18 protein-coding genes are annotated in these 16,929 nt (G+C 37.5%); 12 read left to right on the top strand and 6 right to left on the bottom strand.

Annotation, left to right across the window (positions count from 1 at the left end; translation table 11 throughout):
- Positions 1-121: 121 nt before the first annotated feature.
- Entirely contained in the window at positions 122-952 is an 831-nt protein-coding gene (locus IGJ23_RS11185) for a manganese catalase family protein (RefSeq protein ID WP_207431586.1), read from the bottom strand.
- A 227-nt stretch (positions 953-1,179) separates the two neighbouring features.
- On the opposite strand from IGJ23_RS11185, the gene IGJ23_RS11180 reads away from it, so the two are divergent.
- From IGJ23_RS11180 to IGJ23_RS11145, 8 genes are all read left to right on the top strand, one after another.
- Positions 1,180-2,505, top strand: coding sequence for an ABC transporter substrate-binding protein (locus tag IGJ23_RS11180; RefSeq protein WP_063627526.1), 1,326 nt, complete (start codon positions 1,180-1,182; stop codon positions 2,503-2,505).
- A 40-nt stretch (positions 2,506-2,545) separates the two neighbouring features.
- Positions 2,546-3,457 carry a carbohydrate ABC transporter permease gene (locus tag IGJ23_RS11175; protein ID WP_438774967.1) on the top strand — a complete coding sequence of 304 codons (912 nt, stop codon included), beginning with the start codon at positions 2,546-2,548 and terminating at the stop codon, positions 3,455-3,457.
- Positions 3,454-4,308 carry a carbohydrate ABC transporter permease gene (locus IGJ23_RS11170; RefSeq protein WP_081128456.1) on the top strand — a complete coding sequence of 285 codons (855 nt, stop codon included), beginning with the start codon at positions 3,454-3,456 and terminating at the stop codon, positions 4,306-4,308. Before IGJ23_RS11175 ends, IGJ23_RS11170 begins: the two co-directional genes overlap by 4 nt.
- On the top strand, positions 4,309-4,923 hold the full coding sequence (locus tag IGJ23_RS11165; protein ID WP_053766293.1) for a DUF624 domain-containing protein: 615 nt from the start codon (positions 4,309-4,311) through the stop codon (positions 4,921-4,923).
- A gap of 176 nt (positions 4,924-5,099) precedes the next feature.
- Complete coding sequence (gene sapR, locus IGJ23_RS11160; RefSeq protein WP_010720833.1) at positions 5,100-5,774, top strand: two-component system response regulator SapR; 675 nt, start codon at positions 5,100-5,102, stop codon at positions 5,772-5,774.
- Positions 5,775-5,791: 17 nt separating this feature from the next.
- Entirely contained in the window at positions 5,792-6,817 is a 1,026-nt protein-coding gene (gene sapS / locus IGJ23_RS11155; RefSeq protein WP_010720832.1) for a two-component system sensor histidine kinase SapS, read from the top strand.
- An 88-nt stretch (positions 6,818-6,905) separates the two neighbouring features.
- Positions 6,906-7,772 (top strand): GRP family sugar transporter, encoded by an 867-nt coding sequence (locus tag IGJ23_RS11150; protein WP_207431588.1) that lies wholly within the window; start codon positions 6,906-6,908, stop codon positions 7,770-7,772.
- A gap of 36 nt (positions 7,773-7,808) precedes the next feature.
- On the top strand, positions 7,809-9,188 hold the full coding sequence (locus tag IGJ23_RS11145; protein ID WP_010720830.1) for an APC family permease: 1,380 nt from the start codon (positions 7,809-7,811) through the stop codon (positions 9,186-9,188).
- A 222-nt stretch (positions 9,189-9,410) separates the two neighbouring features.
- Here IGJ23_RS11145 and IGJ23_RS11140 read toward each other — a convergent pair whose 3' ends face one another.
- Complete coding sequence (locus tag IGJ23_RS11140) at positions 9,411-10,598, bottom strand: toxic anion resistance protein (protein WP_010720829.1); 1,188 nt, start codon at positions 10,596-10,598, stop codon at positions 9,411-9,413.
- Between the two features lie 169 nt (positions 10,599-10,767).
- Positions 10,768-11,433 (bottom strand): 5-bromo-4-chloroindolyl phosphate hydrolysis family protein, encoded by a 666-nt coding sequence (locus IGJ23_RS11135; protein WP_010737126.1) that lies wholly within the window; start codon positions 11,431-11,433, stop codon positions 10,768-10,770.
- A 225-nt stretch (positions 11,434-11,658) separates the two neighbouring features.
- On the opposite strand from IGJ23_RS11135, the gene IGJ23_RS11130 reads away from it, so the two are divergent.
- Genes IGJ23_RS11130 through IGJ23_RS11115 form a run of 4 tightly spaced genes read left to right on the top strand, consistent with a single transcriptional unit; the run spans position 11,659 to position 13,788 of the window.
- Positions 11,659-12,222, top strand: a complete 564-nt coding sequence (locus IGJ23_RS11130; protein ID WP_010720827.1) for an NUDIX hydrolase — start codon at positions 11,659-11,661, stop codon at positions 12,220-12,222.
- Between the two features lie 12 nt (positions 12,223-12,234).
- On the top strand, positions 12,235-12,519 hold the full coding sequence (gene macP, locus IGJ23_RS11125) for a cell wall synthase accessory phosphoprotein MacP (protein ID WP_010720826.1): 285 nt from the start codon (positions 12,235-12,237) through the stop codon (positions 12,517-12,519).
- A 16-nt stretch (positions 12,520-12,535) separates the two neighbouring features.
- Positions 12,536-13,228 carry a 5'-methylthioadenosine/adenosylhomocysteine nucleosidase gene (locus IGJ23_RS11120; protein ID WP_010737128.1) on the top strand — a complete coding sequence of 231 codons (693 nt, stop codon included), beginning with the start codon at positions 12,536-12,538 and terminating at the stop codon, positions 13,226-13,228.
- A gap of 11 nt (positions 13,229-13,239) precedes the next feature.
- Positions 13,240-13,788 (top strand): cysteine hydrolase family protein, encoded by a 549-nt coding sequence (locus IGJ23_RS11115; RefSeq protein WP_081128460.1) that lies wholly within the window; start codon positions 13,240-13,242, stop codon positions 13,786-13,788.
- Positions 13,789-14,060: 272 nt separating this feature from the next.
- Here the strand turns inward: IGJ23_RS11115 and IGJ23_RS11110 are convergent, their stop codons facing one another.
- From IGJ23_RS11110 to bioB, 3 genes are read right to left on the bottom strand one after another with little or no spacing between them, the layout of a single operon-like run.
- Positions 14,061-14,645 (bottom strand): biotin transporter BioY, encoded by a 585-nt coding sequence (locus IGJ23_RS11110; protein WP_438774966.1) that lies wholly within the window; start codon positions 14,643-14,645, stop codon positions 14,061-14,063.
- Complete coding sequence (gene bioD, locus IGJ23_RS11105) at positions 14,632-15,309, bottom strand: dethiobiotin synthase (RefSeq protein WP_034699883.1); 678 nt, start codon at positions 15,307-15,309, stop codon at positions 14,632-14,634. Before bioD ends, IGJ23_RS11110 begins: the two co-directional genes overlap by 14 nt.
- Complete coding sequence (gene bioB, locus IGJ23_RS11100; protein WP_010720821.1) at positions 15,299-16,264, bottom strand: biotin synthase BioB; 966 nt, start codon at positions 16,262-16,264, stop codon at positions 15,299-15,301. Before bioB ends, bioD begins: the two co-directional genes overlap by 11 nt.
- Positions 16,265-16,929 lie beyond the last annotated feature (665 nt).

Genomic DNA, 16,929 nt, shown 5'->3' with positions numbered 1-16,929 from the left:
CAGCAAGCATTTCTACTGTTTTTAGTAGGAAAGTAATGGCTTGCTGGTCGATCATTCTTATTTTTATTCTGTTGAGTGGTAAGGACCCAAAGGATGTTGGACACAACCACTTTTGCATGTTTTATTTTTTACTTGGCGGTGTTCCATACATTTTTGGTGTAACCCGTTGTAATTTTGGCTTATCACCTTCAACTTTTGGTTCTGCTAACCATTGGTATTCGCCTTCACCATCTAAGGCTTCACCACTTGCCCAAGAACCTTTGCTGCTTTCATCACCATCTGAGAAATTATAAAAGTCATAGGCGATATCTTTTCGTTCGTTTTCACGATTGAACGTACTTGGTACAAGAATGGATCCTTCGTTTTCTTCCAATTCTTTCACGGCACTTGCCCATAAGTTTTGATGATAACTATCTCTTGCAAGTAAGACTGCCAGTAAATCTTTGACACCACGGTCATCGATCATTTCATAGATACGAGCGACTTGTAACCGTCCCTGAGATTCAGCATTTAGATTGGCACGGAAATCAGCTAACAAGTTTCCACTTGCAACGATATAACCGCCACTCCAAGGGTTGCCAACACTATCAGCAGGGCGTGGTCCTAAGCCAGCGACAATTGCATGCTGAGGATTCATACCAGAGATGATTGCGCCGATCGTAGGATCTTTTTTCATTGCTTCTTCTTGGTCTTCAACTGGCGCATCTTCTAATAATCGTGCGACCATCGTTGCTAACATTTCGACATGTCCAAGTTCTTCTGTTGCGATATCCATTAACATGTCTTTATATTTTTCTTCTCCTCGGCAGCTCCAACCTTGAAACAAGTATTGCATTGCCACACTCATCTCTCCGTATTGTCCACCGATAAGTTCTTGTAAATATTTTGCGATTAACGGATTCGGACGATCTGGTTTTGCTTCAAACTGTAGTTCCTTTTGGTGTCTGAACATCAAAAATTCCTCCTAATCTTTTATAAATACATTTACATTCTGCACTTTAAAATGAGAAAACACAAAGGAAATGCTTAGAAAAAGTACGGTGACAGATTTAATCTGATATATGAGTAGACACGCCTAATAAATTGTTATTTTCTGATTAAAATGATATCGTTATATTAAAATGTTATCGGTTGCAAATGGCGAAAGATAACCTTTTTATTAAAAAATGGAGGGATAAAATGAAAAAGTTGTTAGTTACTGGGGTGCTGGCAAGTACAGCATTATTTTTGTTGGGAGGTTGTGGTTCAAGTAGTGCAAAGTCAAACGCAGCTAGTTCATCTGAAAAAACAAGTGACGGGAAGAAAACTATTGATTTCTGGTCATTTTGGGGATCAGGAGCACGTAAAGAAGTGATCGAAGAGATCATTGACGATTACAATCAATCACAAGATAAGATCCAAGTAAATTATAAATACCAACCGTGGGGGGATATTTGGACCAAATCATTGTCAGCGATTACAGCGGGGAATGCACCAGACGTGATTGTTCAAGATATCAATTCAGTTGCTCAAAGAGCTGAAGCGCAACAGGCCACAAACTTATCTAAATATGTAGATGAAGAGACCTCAAAAGATTTTTATCCACAATTGTGGGATACAGTGGAGTACAAAGGTGATCCATATGCGATTCCGTTCAACACAGATACTCAAGTTATTTTTTATAATAAAAAATTATTTAAAGAAGCAGGAATCGCTGAAAAAGATTTACCAACTACATGGGATGAATTAGAAAAAACCGCCCATCAATTGGATAAAAAAGATAAAAAAGAATTCACACGAATTGGATTTTATCCTTTATGGAATTTAGGGGCAGATGTCTGGGCATTAAATGCAGATAATGGGACAAGCTGGTTTGATCAAGACGGCAAAATCAAAATCGATACGAAGAATAAAGTTGAAGCATTAGAGTGGATCCAAGATTGGCAAGACTATTATGGGAAAGATACGATCAATAAATTAGAGGCAGAATTTGGCTCAGGTGTTTCTGATCCATTCATCTCAGGTTTAGTCGCAATGCGTGCCCAAAATATCAATTATTATTCGAGCTTGATGGAAAATGCTCCAGAAGATTTTGATTTTGGTGTCATTCCGCTTCCAGAAAAAGAAAAAGGTTCTGGTCATTGGTCATGGGGCGGCGGCTTTGTACTCGAAGTACCTTATGGGGCAAAAGATCCAGAAGCTTCTTATGACTTTATCAAGTATCTTTCTTCACCAGAAGTTCAAGAAAAATTTGGCGAAAAGAGTTTTGATATCATGGCAAGTAAAACAGCCAATGAGAACTTAGTGAAGAATGAACAGCTAAGTGACAAGGGACGAATGATCTATCAAATGGCTGATGAGAATTTCAAAAATACGGTCATTACACCTGTCCCATTAGCAGCACCAGATTATACGACACTAGTGAACGAACAAATCGATCAAATTCTCTTAGGAACAAAAACACCAAAAGAAGGTTTAGCTGATGCTCAAAAAGCGGTGGAGAATCTAGTAAAACAAAATAACTAATCAACTGTTGACTAATTGAAAGAAAAAAGGAGGCAAGAAAATGAAGCGTTTATCAATCCGAAAGAAAAAAGAGGCAAGATGGGCCTATTTATTTATCTCGCCTTTTATTATTGGCTTTGTCGTCTTTATGTTAGGGCCCATGCTTTTTTCTGTTATCGGAAGTTTCACTGATTATAATTTGACTTCTAAAATGAATTTCATTGGATTAGCTAATTTTAGACGGATGTTTCTACACGATGATCTTTTTTGGAAATCATTATACAATACAGTGTATTTCGTCCTATTCAATGTTCCTTTAACCACAATATTTAGCGTATTTCTAGCAACGATTTTAAATCAAAAGATCAGAGGTATCAGTTTTTTCCGAACGATGTTTTATTTACCTGCAGTCCTATCTGGTGTTGCTGTTTATATTTTATGGATGCAACTGCTTTCACCTTCTGCCGGGTTGATCAATACGTTTCTAGGTTGGTTCAATATTTCTGGACCAGCCTGGTTGTTTGATCCTAACTGGACAAAGCCAGCTTTGATTTTAATGAAAATCTGGAGTTCTGGCGGAGCAATGTTGCTTTATTTAGCGACTTTGCAAAACGTTCCACGCTCTTTATACGAATCAGCAGCGATTGATGGTGCTGGCGTATGGGGGAAATTTAAAAATATCACGTTGCCATTGATCACACCGATTATCTTTTACGATGTGATTACTTCAACGATTGGTTCTTTTCAAATTTTTCAAGAAGCTTATGTGATGACTAAAAATGGAACAGGTGGACCAGCTAACTCTTTACTATTTTATAATCTTCACATGTGGAATAAAGCTTTTGTCGCATTCGACATGGGGTACGCAATGGCGATGTCAATGATCCTATTTTTGATCGTGTTAGTATTGACTTTTATTAATTTGAAACTGGCACCTAGATGGGTCTATTACTCTGGAGGTGATGGCAAATGATGGAATATTTCAAAAGAACAAGTGTTAACCGCCAAACCAAAAAAATCGTTAGTTATCTCCTCATGATGGCTATCGGGATCGTATTGATCACACCATTATTGTGGATGGTATTTACTTCTTTAAAACCAATGGAAGAGATCGTACGTTATCCTCCAACTTTTTTTCCAGAAAAAATTGTTTGGCAAAACTATCTGGATACAATTACTGCTTTCCCCTTCTGGCGTTATGCAAGGAATACTTTATTGATCACAGTCTTAGTGGTATTTGGCAATGTTCTCTCGAATTCCTTCATTGCTTATGGGTTTGCGAAATTAGATTTTCCAGGAAAAAAGCTAATGTTTGCTTTAGTCCTTTCTACGATGATGATTCCAGGTTTTGTGACCATGATCCCCCAATATGTTCTATTCTCAAAAATAGGCTGGGTAGGAACTTATTTACCATTGATCGTTCCATCATTTTTCGGCAATGCATTTAATATATTTTTGATGCGTCAATTTTATTTATCCATCAATGATGAATTAATTGAAGCGGCAGAAATCGATGGAGCAAATCATTTCTATATTTGGAGCCGTCTGATGCTGCCGCTGACTAAACCAGCGTTAATCACGATTGCGATCAATTCATTCAATGCGGCTTGGAACGATTTTTTAGGGCCGTTATTATACATCCAAGATCAAGAGAAGTATACTTTACAGATTGGGTTGCAAGTTTTCCAAAATCAGGCGACGACTCAATGGAATTATTTGATGGCAGGAGCCACACTTGTTTTGATCCCAACGATTTTGATGTTCTTCTTTGCGCAACGTTACTTTATTGAAGGAATGGATTTGACAGGAGGGTCAAAAGGCTAAATGAATAAAATTCATAGTGAAAAAATCAATCAGCATTTTTTGACAGTCATTGAATGGATTCCGTCATTGCTTATTTTGCAATTCTTATGGCTATTAACTAGCTTACCGCTGTTGACAATTGGCAGTGCTAGTCGTACGGTTATGTCTACCATTTATCACTACCACAAAAACGAAGAGAAAAAGATCCATACGTTGTTTTGGCAAGAACTTCGTCATAATTTTTTGACCTACCGTAAGCAAGACCTCATAGTCAGTTTCTATTTATTGCTTTTACTGATTGATAGTCGTATTTTTCTTTACTGGGGCGGAGCATGGGGATTGATATTGATGTATGCTTCGTTAAGTATCCTTTTTTTAAGTATCGTGATGGTTAGCTACCGTATGTTGCTCCAACTAGAGAGAGCAAACGAAGTCCCTCTTTTTACTGCTTTTATTTTATTTTTTTATCAATGGAAAAACGCTCTCTTACATTTAGGGGGAACACTGCTACTACTGCTTTTTTTATTCTTCCTGGGACCTATTTATGTGGTTTTAGTCGGAGGAAGTTCCTTGCTTTATTTACAAACATTTTTGTTTTTTGGACGGAAAGAAATAAAGAGCCCTTCAAAAGTTTAAGAATAGTCAAAAAATTTGCGATGAAAGAATCAACTACCTGACTAAATATTGAGGAATAAACCCATCGTTTCAGATGTAAGGCGTATGGAGAGAGAAATAGTTGAAAATATGGTTACTTGTCACGTTCGGCCTTCTTTGTTATGGTTATAGCAAGAAAGAAGTAGGAGGACAACAAGATGGCAAAAATTATGGTTGTAGAAGATGAAGAAATCATCCGCCAACTCATCATGGAAGAACTGGAAAAGTGGCAGTTTGAAACGTTCGGTACCTCTGATTTTAATCAAGTATTTGCAGACTTTGAAAAAGAAGAACCTCAACTTGTTTTATTAGATATCAATCTTCCGGTCTTTGATGGCTACTACTGGTGTCAAAAAATTCGAGAAGTCTCCAAAGTGCCGATTATTTTCATCTCCAGTCGAAATACCAATATGGATATGATCATGGCGATGAATATGGGCGCAGATGATTTTGTCACCAAGCCTTTTCAAATTGATGTGCTGATTGCCAAAATCAATGCTTTATTGCGACGTTCTTACAATTATGGGGAACTGTCGAGTGAAGTCATGAGTCATAATGGGATCACGTTGAATGTTGATAATGGGAGTATGGAAATCAACGGTGAAATCATCGATTTAAGTAAGAACGAATATCGATTACTATTTATCTTGATGAAGCAACATGGGAAAATCCTTAGCAGAGAAAAGTTATTGAGAGCATTATGGGATGATGAGCGGTTTGTTGATGACAATACATTGACAGTCAATATCAATCGTTTACGTCGGAAAATCGAACAAGCAGGGATCAAAGGATATATCGAAACAAAAGTCGGGCAGGGCTATATTGTTCCCTGAAAGGATGAAAATAAATAATGAATTTCTTTAAATACTTAAAGGATCAATGGTCGTTGCTCTTAGGCTGGCTCTTTTTTGTCTTGCTAACGATTTTTGTCATGTGGTTAGCACCTAATATTTTAGTCGACTGGACGATGGTTGGCTATCTGGCGCTTATTCAAGCCGTATTTTTGTTTTTTTATTTACTTGTCCGTTATTTAAGCAAACGTCATTGGTGGGAAAAACTTGCCGATCTCAAACAAATATCTCCGCTACAAAGTTATTTGAGTGGCGGTCATACAGAAGAAGAAAAATTAGTCGAAGATTATATCAATCAATTGATCCGTGAGCACCAAGAAGTCATGCAAGAGGCGATTAGTAACCAACAGGATCAAAAAGATTACATTGATTCGTGGGTCCATGAAATCAAGGTGCCTTTAGCAGCCTCTGAACTCTTGGTGCGTTCGATTGAATTCGATATTGATGATCAAAAATATACCCTACTAGAAAACGAATTAGCTAAAATCGATGAATATGTAGAACAAGTTCTTTATTATGCACGGTTGGATAGTTTTTCGAGAGATTATTTAATCCAAGAGTATGAATTAAAAAGCATCATTCAGCCAGTGATCCGCAGTCAGGCGAATTACTTTATTCAAAAAAATCTTCGGTATGAGATTATTGGAGAAGATCAAAGAGTTTTAACAGATGCCAAGTGGGTAGCTTTTATATTCAAACAAATTTTGAGCAATGCGATTAAATATACACCTGACCATCGAGAAATCATCATTTCGATCGAAAAGAACCAACAAGGGATCTCTTTAGCCATCAAAGACTCGGGCATCGGTATTCCTAAAGAAGACTTGTCGCGGATTTTTGACAAAGGATTCACAGGTTCTAATGGACGATTGAGTAAAACACATTCTACTGGTTTAGGGCTTTATTTGGCTAAATCCTTAGCTGAAAAACTTGGGATCCAACTACTTGCTGAATCAATTGTAGGAGAGGGAACAACGATGACCCTGTTTTTCCCAATCTTAAATTTCTATAATGAGAAACGTTAGAAAATAGTTAGAATCGAAAAAAACTTCTTGTGTTGTGAACGTTTTCGCTGATAAGTTTCATATCATGTGAAATAAAAGGAGATTAGTTATGGAAATTTTAATAGCATTAATCCCTATGGTAGCATGGGGAAGTATTGGTTTAGTAAGCGGGAAAATTGGTGGCGATGCCAATCAACAGACATTAGGGATGACGATTGGTGCATTTATCTTTTCATTAGTTGTCTTTTTCATCGTTAGCCCAACAATCACACCATGGATTTTCTTGATTGGATTCCTCTCTGGGTTAGCTTGGAGTGTTGGTCAAAACGGACAGTTCCATGGAATGAAATTTATGGGCGTTTCTGTTGGTTTGCCTTTATCGACTGGTTTTCAATTAATTTTGAATACGATTGCGGGAGCCGTTTTCTTTCATGAATGGACACAAACGAAAGATTATGTATACGGTATCCTAGCTTTAGCACTTCTTGTTAGCGGTGCCTATTTAACAGCTCGCCAAGATGATGAAGGAAAAGTTGATACTGACAATAAAATGCTTGATTTTGGTAAAGGGTTTAGAGCATTGATCTATTCAACGATTGGTTATGGTGTTTATACGATCATTGTGAACTGGGCTAACTTGGATGCGATGTCAATCATCTTACCTCAAAGTATCGGAATGATTTTAGGTGCAAGTTTCTTTGCCTTTCGTAAAGTGAAAGTGGATAAATTTGTTTGGAAGAACATGATTTGTGGTTTGCTATGGGGAATTGGGAACGTGTGCATGCTCTTAACTGTTAAATCACTTGGTTTAGCTGTTGGATTTTCATTATCACAGATGGGGATTATCATCTCAACTTTAGGTGGTATTTTCATTTTGGGAGAAAAGAAAACGAAAAAAGAACTTGTTTACGTTATTGTCGGTTGCCTTTTAGTCATTTTAGGTGGTATCATTTTAGGGTATATGAAAACGGCTTAATGGCCGTTTTCCAACCTAAAATAGGGAGGTACTGCCATGGATTTGTTTCGTAAGAAAGAAATCAATCTCAACCACACAAGTGGGATGAAGAAAGATCTGAAAACGTCCGATTTAATTATGCTTGGAATTGGCGCAATTATCGGCACAGGAATATTTGTAGTGACAGGGGTTGCGGCCAATCAAAATGCGGGTCCAGCACTGTCACTTTCATTCGTTTTAGCTGCAATCGTTGTCATTTTATCGGGGTTAAGCTTTGCTGAGTTTGCCTCACGTGTGCCAGTCATTGGTGGCCCGTATGCGTATCTTTATGTTGTTTTTGGTGAATTTGCCGCCTGGTTAACAGGTTGGTTGTTGATTGGCGAATTTCTATTAGCAGTTTCGTCGGTTGCTTCCGGCTGGTCTGGTTATGTTCAAGGGTTCTTGGAAGGATTTGGAGTCCATTTACCACAAGCCTTGACCAGTGGTTATAATCCTGACAATGGCACCTATGTCGATTTGATCGCAGTGTTCGTTGTCATATTTGTGACATACATCGTTTCTTTAGAAGCCAAAAAAGCATTAAGATTGAATAATATCATGGTTTTTGTGAAATTCGGTATTATTGCATTATTTATCGTTGTAGGGATTTTCTTTGTAAAACCTGAAAACTGGCAACCATTTACACCATTTGGTTTTTCAGGCGTTTTAGATGGAGCAGCTCTAGTCTTCTTCGCTTTCTTGGGATTTGATTCAGTTGCAATGGCAGCCGAAGAAGTGAAAGAGCCACAAAAAGACGTTCCTCGAGGGATCATTGGTTCGATCTTGATTGCCACAGCTTTATACATCGTAGTTACCTTGATTTTAACGGGGATTGTTCCGTTTACTGAATTAGGGGTCAGTGACCCAGTTGCCTTTGCGATGCGTTACGTTGGTCATGGAACAATCGGAGCTGTGATTGCAGTCGGTGCCATTTTGACGCTCTTGACCGTAACGATTTCTATGATGTATTCGCTAGCTCGGTTATTGTTTGCTGTAAGTAAAGACGGTCTTTTACCTAAATTTATGACAGAGATCGATGAAAAGCATCGGACGCCTAGAAAGGCGACTTTTGTAGCTGGGGTAGCGGCTTTATTTTTCGCTGGTTTCTTCCCATTGAATATTCTCGCTGAACTAACAAACATCATGGCGTTGACCTATTTGATGTTAGTCAGCTTAGGATTACTTAAACTAAGAAAAATGTTTGGTAAACCCAAAGCCGGTGAATTTAAAGTGCCATTTGTACCGATATTACCGATCATATCTATCGGTACATGCTTGGTATTGATGCTTCGTTTACAACCAGTCACATGGATCGTCTTCGGTATCGTGATGGCGATTGGATTAGTGATTTACTTTGGTTATGGGTACCAACATAGTAAAATGAATCAACAAAATTGATGATTCGTTCTTTTCAAACGACCTAGGTTTAGAACCTATAGCGTAATTTGATAAGACGAGTGTAAGACATCTTGAGTCCTTCGATGAATTGGTTAGCCAAATTCATTTTGAAGGATTTCGGGGTGTCTTTTCTATCCTTTTAAAGCATAAAAAAGATGTTGGCGAATTTCACCAACATCAAAAAGTATAGAGCCTTTTTTGATTGTTCCATGCAAAATAGTCTTATTGTGTTAAATCGAGTAATTTTTGTTTCAAGTCGTCTTCCATATGACCAAGTTCGACTTCTGCATGACGACGTTTTTCTTTTCCTTCTTTTTGGATGCGTAATGTTTCTTGGATCGTTTCGATCAAATCATTTTGAGTTGTTTGTAAGGTTTCAATATCAACGATCCCACGTTCATTTTCTTTTGCTGTTTCAATAGCAGAGATTTTCAACATTTCTGAATTTTTCTTCAATAGATCATTGGTTGTCTCAGAAACTTGACGTTGGGCAGTTACCGCATCTTTTTGGCGAAGTAACGTCAAGGCGATAACTACTTGGTTTTTCCATAGAGGGATCGCTGTTGCGATTGATGCTTGGATTTTTTCTGCTAACGCTTGGTTAGTATTTTGGATTAAACGGATCTGTGGTGCTTGCTGGATAGTGATCTGTCTTGCCAAACGTAAATCATGGGTTCGTTTGTCTAAACGATCTAGAAATTGAGTATAATCATTTGCGATTTGAACATCCATTTGATCGCCTGTTTCTTCGGCTTTTTTCATTGCTTTAGGAATGATCGTTGTTTGAAGTTCTTCCATCTTCAATTCGCCAGCTGCGATATAAATATTCAGTGCATCAAAATAATCTTTGTTTTTTTGATAGAGTTGTTCGAGCATCAAATTATCTTTTAAAAGCCCGTCTTTTTCTTTTTCTAGTTTAACAGAGATTTTATCGATTTGGGCACCGATCTTTTGATATTTTGCAGTCACTTCATAGATCGATTGTTTTACTTTGCCAAACATCCGTTGGAAAATATTGCCTTCGCCAGCTCGCAATTCATCAGGATTTGCTTCTTGCAGACGATACATCAATTCAGTCAATGAATCTCCGACAGGACCAATATCTTGTGCCTGTACATGATTTAACATGGATTGTGAAAATTCACTTAACTTCGTTTGTGCAGCAGAACCGTAGCTGATCACCGACTGTGCATCTGAAACATCGATTTTAGCTGCTAGCTCTTTGGCTTGCTCTTGTCGTTCAGCAGGTAGTTTATCAATCAAGCGTGCAGCGGTTTGTTGTTCTTGCAAAGCATTGATTTCTGACTGTTGTGTTTGGGTTAATTTATCTGTTGGGGTAGAGAACGGATTATTTAACAAATCATCTAACGTGTCATTTACAGGTGTTACCTCTTTAGGTTTATTATCCATTTAAAACTCCTCCTCGTGGTTCAATGTGATGCGATAGGTTCAGTGTTATCATTTTTGTAAAAAAACAGTTGTTCATCTTATTCATCTATTATAAAGGATAAACAAAAGAAAGGATAAGCAAAAGGAGTGTCTAAGAAACAAAACACTCCTTTATGATTCTATTAACCGATCATTGAGATTGATTGTTATCATCAGATAGATTCTCTCGTTTTAAGCTTTGTTTCGCAACTGATATTTCTACATCTAGATCATCTAAATCTTCAGAGACAAATTGTTGATAGTCTTGAGCGATCAGATGTGCTAGTTGATCAATGATTTGTGAACTTTCTTCTAACTTTTCATAAGTCTGTTTGTTTTTGATTTCATGGTCGTTGATCTCAATATATTTATTGGTCAAATCGACTAAGTTTGGTAAGTGAGTATAAAGAAATTGACTTGCTTCGTGTAATCGGTTGGGCTCTTTCACCAATGCTTTGAAGAGTGCTTTGGCCGCCTTCACTGTATCGTGACGAAGATCGACAGCTTTTAGTTTGGCTGTTTGTTGCATGTTTTGTTGCAATTGTTCAATTTCGACTTTCGTTTGATTCATTGTCTGTCTAAAGAAAGTAATCTCACTAGGTGTCATCCCGCTTTTTGTATAATGTGATTCAAGTTCATCAGATAAATCGGGCATTTCATTTTTTGCTGATTTTTTCTTGCCAGAGCCAAAGATTCCCCAAATCACTAAAGCTGCGCCGATAATCAAAATGACTGTTACTAAAGAAAAGTGACCTTGACGAATCAAAAGAAACACCAACAATAGACCTAAGATCCATCGCCAATTTAATTTTCGCATAATAAGCCCTCCATATATATTCCATCCATTTTAAGTAATGAAGCGTTGTTCTCATTTCCACCCTTATTTTAGCACACTCAACCTAAGAAAGAGTATGGGACTAAAGGAGGATTTTGTAGATTTAGAGAATTTCTAAGGTTTAGTTATGGTAAACTAAAAGAAAACTCTAGAAAAATTGAAAAGTAAACGAAAAGCGGGTATTATTACAAAGAAAGTGGGAGAAAGATGCTTGAATATGAGCAATTTGAAGAAAAAACGATCGAACGAAAAGAAATCTATCACGGAGCGATCATCGATGTTGCAGTAGATGACGTCCGCCTGCCAGATGGGAAACTTGCCAAACGTGAATTAGTGTTTCATCCGGGTGGTGTAGGGATCATCGCATTTGATGATCAGGATCGTTTATTATTAGTGAAACAGTTTCGGAAACCATTAGAAAAAGTGATTTTGGAGATCCCTGCTGGGAAAATCGATCCAGAAGAAAGCCAAACACCGGAACGTACCGCTGCAAGAGAACTGGAAGAAGAGACTGGGTATCGGGCAGGAAAGCTCAAACATGTTTCATCTATGTATCTTTCACCAGGATTTGCAAATGAGATCATGCATATTTATCATGCGATTGATTTACAGAAAGTAGAGAATCCGTTGGCTCAAGATGAAGATGAGGTGCTTGAATTATATGCACTGACTTTCGCAGAAGCTAAACAAGCAATAGATGATCAACTGATCTGTGATGCGAAAACCATGTATGCGATCCAATATTGGGAGCTATTGATTAAAGGAAAGTAGAGGGATCGGCTGATGGCCAAAGGACCGCTGATTACGAGAAGTGAATTACGTAAACGACAGCAGGCGCAAGCCCAAGAGTCATTAAAACGGCAAAGAAAAGAAGAGGCTGCTTATCAGCAAGAAGAAAAGAAAATTGCTAGTTTTTATCGAAAGGAACAAAAACGGAACAAACCTATCACAAAAACAAGAATCGGTGAACGTGAAAAAACGACGAAGTGGAATTCATTTTTGATGAAATCCTTGATTATTGTTATTCTATTATTGTGTGTCGTATTTTTTGCGGTCGCATTTATTTAGAAAGAAGGAAAAAGCTATGAAAATCGGTATTATCGGTGCAATGGAAGAAGAAATCAAAATTTTAAGAGAAAAGCTAAGTGAACCCTTGTCATGGGAACGAGCAGGAGCATTGTTCATTTCAGGCTCTTTAGGAAGACATGAAGTAATTGTGGTTCGTTCAGGGATCGGTAAAGTTTTGGCATCAGTCACTACTAGTTTATTGATCCAACAATATGGTGTAAATATGGTCATCAATACAGGTTCAGCGGGTGGTATCGGACAAGGGCTACAAGTAGGTGATATCGTAATCTCAGATAAAGTAGCTTATTTCGATGCAGATGCAACCGGATTTGGCTATAAGCCAGGACAAATACCAGGGATGCCGCTTTATTATGAAGCAAGTACGTATCTTCGCACAGAGATGGCAAGAGCAGCTAAAGCGATAGATCTGAATGTGAAAGAAGGCTTGATCGTTACTGGAGATACGTTTGTTGATTCTTCCGAAAAAGTAGAAGAGATTTTAACAAACTTTCCAGATGCGTTGGCTTGTGAAATGGAAGGAGCGGCTGTTGGACAAACGGCTCGTCAGTTCAATATTCCTTTCTTGATCGTTCGTGCGATGAGTGATACTGCTGATCATGCAGCGACACAAACCTTTGATGAGTTTATTGAAGATGCAGGGAAACGTTCTGCTGAGATGGTAATCGAATTTGTCAAACATCTTGTATAAGGAGCCCATTAATGAAAGCATTGATCTCGATTGATTACACGTATGATTTTGTGGCAGATGACGGGAAATTAACGACAGGTAAAGCTGGGCAAGTGATTGAACAAGCAGTGACGACTCACACGAAAAAGTTTATCGAAGAGGGAGACTTTGTGGTGTTTGCGATTGATGCGCATGACCCATCGGATAACTTCCATCCTGAAAATAAACTATTTCCTCCGCATAACGTGATTGGCACCAATGGTCGTGCCCTTTATGGTTCGCTACAAGCTGTTTACGAAAGAGCTCAAGAACAAGCCAATGTCTATTGGATCGATAAGCGACATTACTCTGCTTTTAGTGGAACAGATCTAGATATTCGGCTCCGTGAGCGGGGGATCACTGAACTCTATTTGACTGGCGTATGTACGGACATTTGTGTGTTGCACACAGCTGTTGATGCATATAATTTAGGCTATCAACTGTTTATTTTTGAAGATGCTGTAGCTAGCTTTGATCCAGTCGGTCATGACTGGGCACTACGTCATTTTGAAACAGTCCTCGGGGCAACGTTGATCAAGTAAATATATAATAAGCTTGTTAATGATTTGTGGGCCTAACTGGTTCATGAAGTAACCAGATCGTTCTGTTGTATATTCTGTCGTACGTCTGTCGTACGATAGAGTAAGTCAATACGGAAAAATAAACCGAAGGATTCGAACATAGTTTATCTATTTTCGAATTTCTTCGGTTTATTTTCTTTCATAATTTTGTAAGATTTTTTAAGTCAATCAATCAGTATCCATTTTAAGCCGATGGTTCGATTCTTTTCCAATCGCTGAAATAGCGGCTTTTATTAGGAGATAAAGAGTTGGTTTGCTAGTTTGTGCTTATGAATGAGTGGCAATAACTTATAGGTAAGCAAACTAGCTACGAACACAAGTAAGATATCGCAACTTAAATCAATCAATGTGGAAACTGCTAGCACACTGTAAAGAACATTCGTTTCTTTAAGGTAAAAGAATAAAATCAAGCATTTATACAACAGACCGATTAAATAGAGATAAAGTAATCCTGAATAGTTAATGATCAGGATTTTTTTTAATGGGAGCCATTTTCTGCGCCAGAACAATTTTGACAGTGTAGCTTGAATCAGTGGGAAAGTTGCAAAAGATAGTAGAAAGCCAAAACTAGGTTTAAAAATATAAAAAATACCTCCGCCACTAGCGAAAATCGGTAATCCAATGAGCCCTAGGATCAAATAACTGAATGTGACAATGAGCCCGTATTTTGTTCCTAATAAAGGATAAATCAGATAAATCGTTATAATTTGTAAAGATAAATAATCGAATAGTGGTAACGGAATCACTAGTTTTGCTGTGATGATCAATATTGCCATCATCATCGCCATCATGGTGATATCTCGCCTATTTGTATACATTTAAATGCCACTCCTTACTAAGTTCTCTTTTTTTTGTTCTCGATTTTAACCAATGAGTTAAATCCTCTAAATAGGGTAATTTGCCAATTTGTGTGATTCCTGTCTTATCTGTCATCCATTGGCTTAAATCTTCCATGTCATTCTTTTCATTTGCTTTACTTGAATTAAAAACCAGACCTGCTATTGGAATGTTTTCGCTTTGTAATAAACTAGTCGTTAGCAACGTATGATTGATTGCACCTAAATAATTATCCGAAACGAGAATAACCGGTAATTGCAAAAGTTTGATCATGTCTAACATGGTTTGCGAGTCATTAATGGGAGAAAGCAGACCACCTGCTAATTCAAAAATCGTGGGTCGATTTTTTTTCAAGACAACATTTGCTTTTTCCTTCAAGACAAGTAGATCGATCCATTGATGCTCTTTTCTGCTAGCGATATGTGGAGATGCTTCTAATGACATTGAATAGAAATGAACAATATTTTGTTTCTCAATATGGCAGGCTTGATAAAAATCTGTATCAGGAAACGGTCCTGTTTGGATCGGTTTCACGAGTAACGGTTCCTGATTTGTCAGATCACGTAAATATTCATAGAGTAAGACACTGATCACTGATTTTCCACAATCGGTATGAATCCCGCAAATAATATAATTATTCTTCATCACAGACACCAGCCACAACTAAACCTAAACGATCAAGCATTTTTTGATCTTCAGAAATAGGTGCTCCTTTCTCTGTCAAATAGTTGCCTAAAAAAATAGAATCCACGATCAATAAAGCAAATGGTTGGAGTTCTCCTAAATGAAACTCTCTTCCGGCACTTACCCTAAGTTCTGTAGTAGGGAATAGTAACCTCAGCATGGTTAAGATTTTTAAACATTTCATAGGGGTTAATTCATTGTGTTCCTCAAACATTGTTCCAGCAATTGGAAGTAAAAAATTGACTGGAACGGAATAAGGCTCTTGATCTTTTAAGTCAAAAGCCAGATCGACTAATTGTTCATCTGTTTCTCCCATGCCACAAATAAAACCAGAGCAAATATTCATTTTGTGCTGACGAAGTTTGTTTAATGTTTCTAACCGATCATCATAGGAATGGGTTGTTGTGATGTTTGGGTAATTATCTCGACTAGTATTAAGATTATGATTCAACCGATCTACTCCACACGATTTTAAATAATCAATTTGTTCCTCAGTAACTAAGCCAATGGATAAACAAATCTCAATCGACATTATGCTTTTGATCGTTTGAATTGCCTCACCTAAAAGGTGGATTTCTTTTTTTGATGGGCGTGTTCCGCTTAACGCAATGCAAAACACACTGGAATGATTCTTTTTAGCAATCAACGCTTTACGAATGATTTCTTTTTTGGGTAATAATCCATATGTTTCAATCGTTGCAGAACTTTTTTTTGATTGCGCACAATAACCACAATCTTCTCTACACAAGCCGCTCTTAGCATTCAGCAATGTATTCAGACGGATGATATTTTGTGACTTGTTTGTTTTGAGCTGAAGGGCTTGTGCATAATACCCCCATAAATTAGTTTTGTCTTTTAGTATCTCCAGACATGTTGTTTTTGTTAGCGGACCACAAGGTTCGAATAGATTTTCCATAAAAACACCTCTTTACTTTCGTTAACTAATTTTATTACAAAGGTTAACGAAAATAAAGAGGTAAATGAAATGATGTAGTTTTATGACTATTTATGGTCGGAAAGAGTAGATAACAGTAGAGAACAGTGAAGGAAGATGGAAGAATTTATTTTTCTTTATTAAGTGGAGTTGGTTTGTGGGTAGTCAAAATGTGCTTGGTAGAAAAGTAAATGATAATATTAAGAGAGGTTGAGACAAAAGTGTTCAGCATCAAGAAATAAGAAGGAATTTCCGAAAATTGACAAGAAACACAAAAACTCGTTTTTGATGTTGATTGTTACCTACTTGGTGCTTCTCAAATTTTTGGTAAATTTCGGCAAATTTTCCGAAGATGCTGCTTTTGTCTCACCGTGAACAAGAGGTCGTGAAAACATCGGGTAGCTCTGATGACAATAAGAAAGAATTTTTTGAAACAGCTCCTCATGTTTTGAAAAATTCAGGCTTATTGTTGAGGAGTTGCTTCTTGAACGCCGTTTATCCGTTTTTAGAGATACTAGAAAAGACTGAGACAACTTTTGTCTCAGTCCCTCGTAAAGAGAAAAATAGTGTTCAAACAATCGCTCCTTGAAATAAGTCAATTTTTTTATATGAGAGGTTGTTTCAAAAAATTTTCTTATTGCCATTGG

The organism is Enterococcus sp. DIV1682a, from assembly GCF_051711005.1.
Classification (GTDB): domain Bacteria; phylum Bacillota; class Bacilli; order Lactobacillales; family Enterococcaceae; genus Enterococcus_B; species Enterococcus_B hirae.
This window is presented reverse-complemented; position numbering and strand designations above follow the sequence as displayed.

Bases quoted from the DNA above. Each gene is read 5' to 3' on its own strand.
- IGJ23_RS11185 (WP_207431586.1), bottom strand. From the start codon at position 952: ATGTTCAGACACCAAAAGGAACTACAGTTTGAAGCAAAACCAGATCGT.
- IGJ23_RS11180 (WP_063627526.1), top strand. From the start codon at position 1,180: ATGAAAAAGTTGTTAGTTACTGGGGTGCTGGCAAGTACAGCATTATTT.
- IGJ23_RS11175 (WP_438774967.1), top strand. From the start codon at position 2,546: ATGAAGCGTTTATCAATCCGAAAGAAAAAAGAGGCAAGATGGGCCTAT.
- IGJ23_RS11170 (WP_081128456.1), top strand. From the start codon at position 3,454: ATGATGGAATATTTCAAAAGAACAAGTGTTAACCGCCAAACCAAAAAA.
- IGJ23_RS11165 (WP_053766293.1), top strand. From the start codon at position 4,309: ATGAATAAAATTCATAGTGAAAAAATCAATCAGCATTTTTTGACAGTC.
- sapR (WP_010720833.1), top strand. From the start codon at position 5,100: ATGGCAAAAATTATGGTTGTAGAAGATGAAGAAATCATCCGCCAACTC.
- sapS (WP_010720832.1), top strand. From the start codon at position 5,792: ATGAATTTCTTTAAATACTTAAAGGATCAATGGTCGTTGCTCTTAGGC.
- IGJ23_RS11150 (WP_207431588.1), top strand. From the start codon at position 6,906: ATGGAAATTTTAATAGCATTAATCCCTATGGTAGCATGGGGAAGTATT.
- IGJ23_RS11145 (WP_010720830.1), top strand. From the start codon at position 7,809: ATGGATTTGTTTCGTAAGAAAGAAATCAATCTCAACCACACAAGTGGG.
- IGJ23_RS11140 (WP_010720829.1), bottom strand. From the start codon at position 10,598: ATGGATAATAAACCTAAAGAGGTAACACCTGTAAATGACACGTTAGAT.
- IGJ23_RS11135 (WP_010737126.1), bottom strand. From the start codon at position 11,433: ATGCGAAAATTAAATTGGCGATGGATCTTAGGTCTATTGTTGGTGTTT.
- IGJ23_RS11130 (WP_010720827.1), top strand. From the start codon at position 11,659: ATGCTTGAATATGAGCAATTTGAAGAAAAAACGATCGAACGAAAAGAA.
- macP (WP_010720826.1), top strand. From the start codon at position 12,235: ATGGCCAAAGGACCGCTGATTACGAGAAGTGAATTACGTAAACGACAG.
- IGJ23_RS11120 (WP_010737128.1), top strand. From the start codon at position 12,536: ATGAAAATCGGTATTATCGGTGCAATGGAAGAAGAAATCAAAATTTTA.
- IGJ23_RS11115 (WP_081128460.1), top strand. From the start codon at position 13,240: ATGAAAGCATTGATCTCGATTGATTACACGTATGATTTTGTGGCAGAT.
- IGJ23_RS11110 (WP_438774966.1), bottom strand. From the start codon at position 14,645: ATGTATACAAATAGGCGAGATATCACCATGATGGCGATGATGATGGCA.
- bioD (WP_034699883.1), bottom strand. From the start codon at position 15,309: ATGAAGAATAATTATATTATTTGCGGGATTCATACCGATTGTGGAAAA.
- bioB (WP_010720821.1), bottom strand. From the start codon at position 16,264: ATGGAAAATCTATTCGAACCTTGTGGTCCGCTAACAAAAACAACATGT.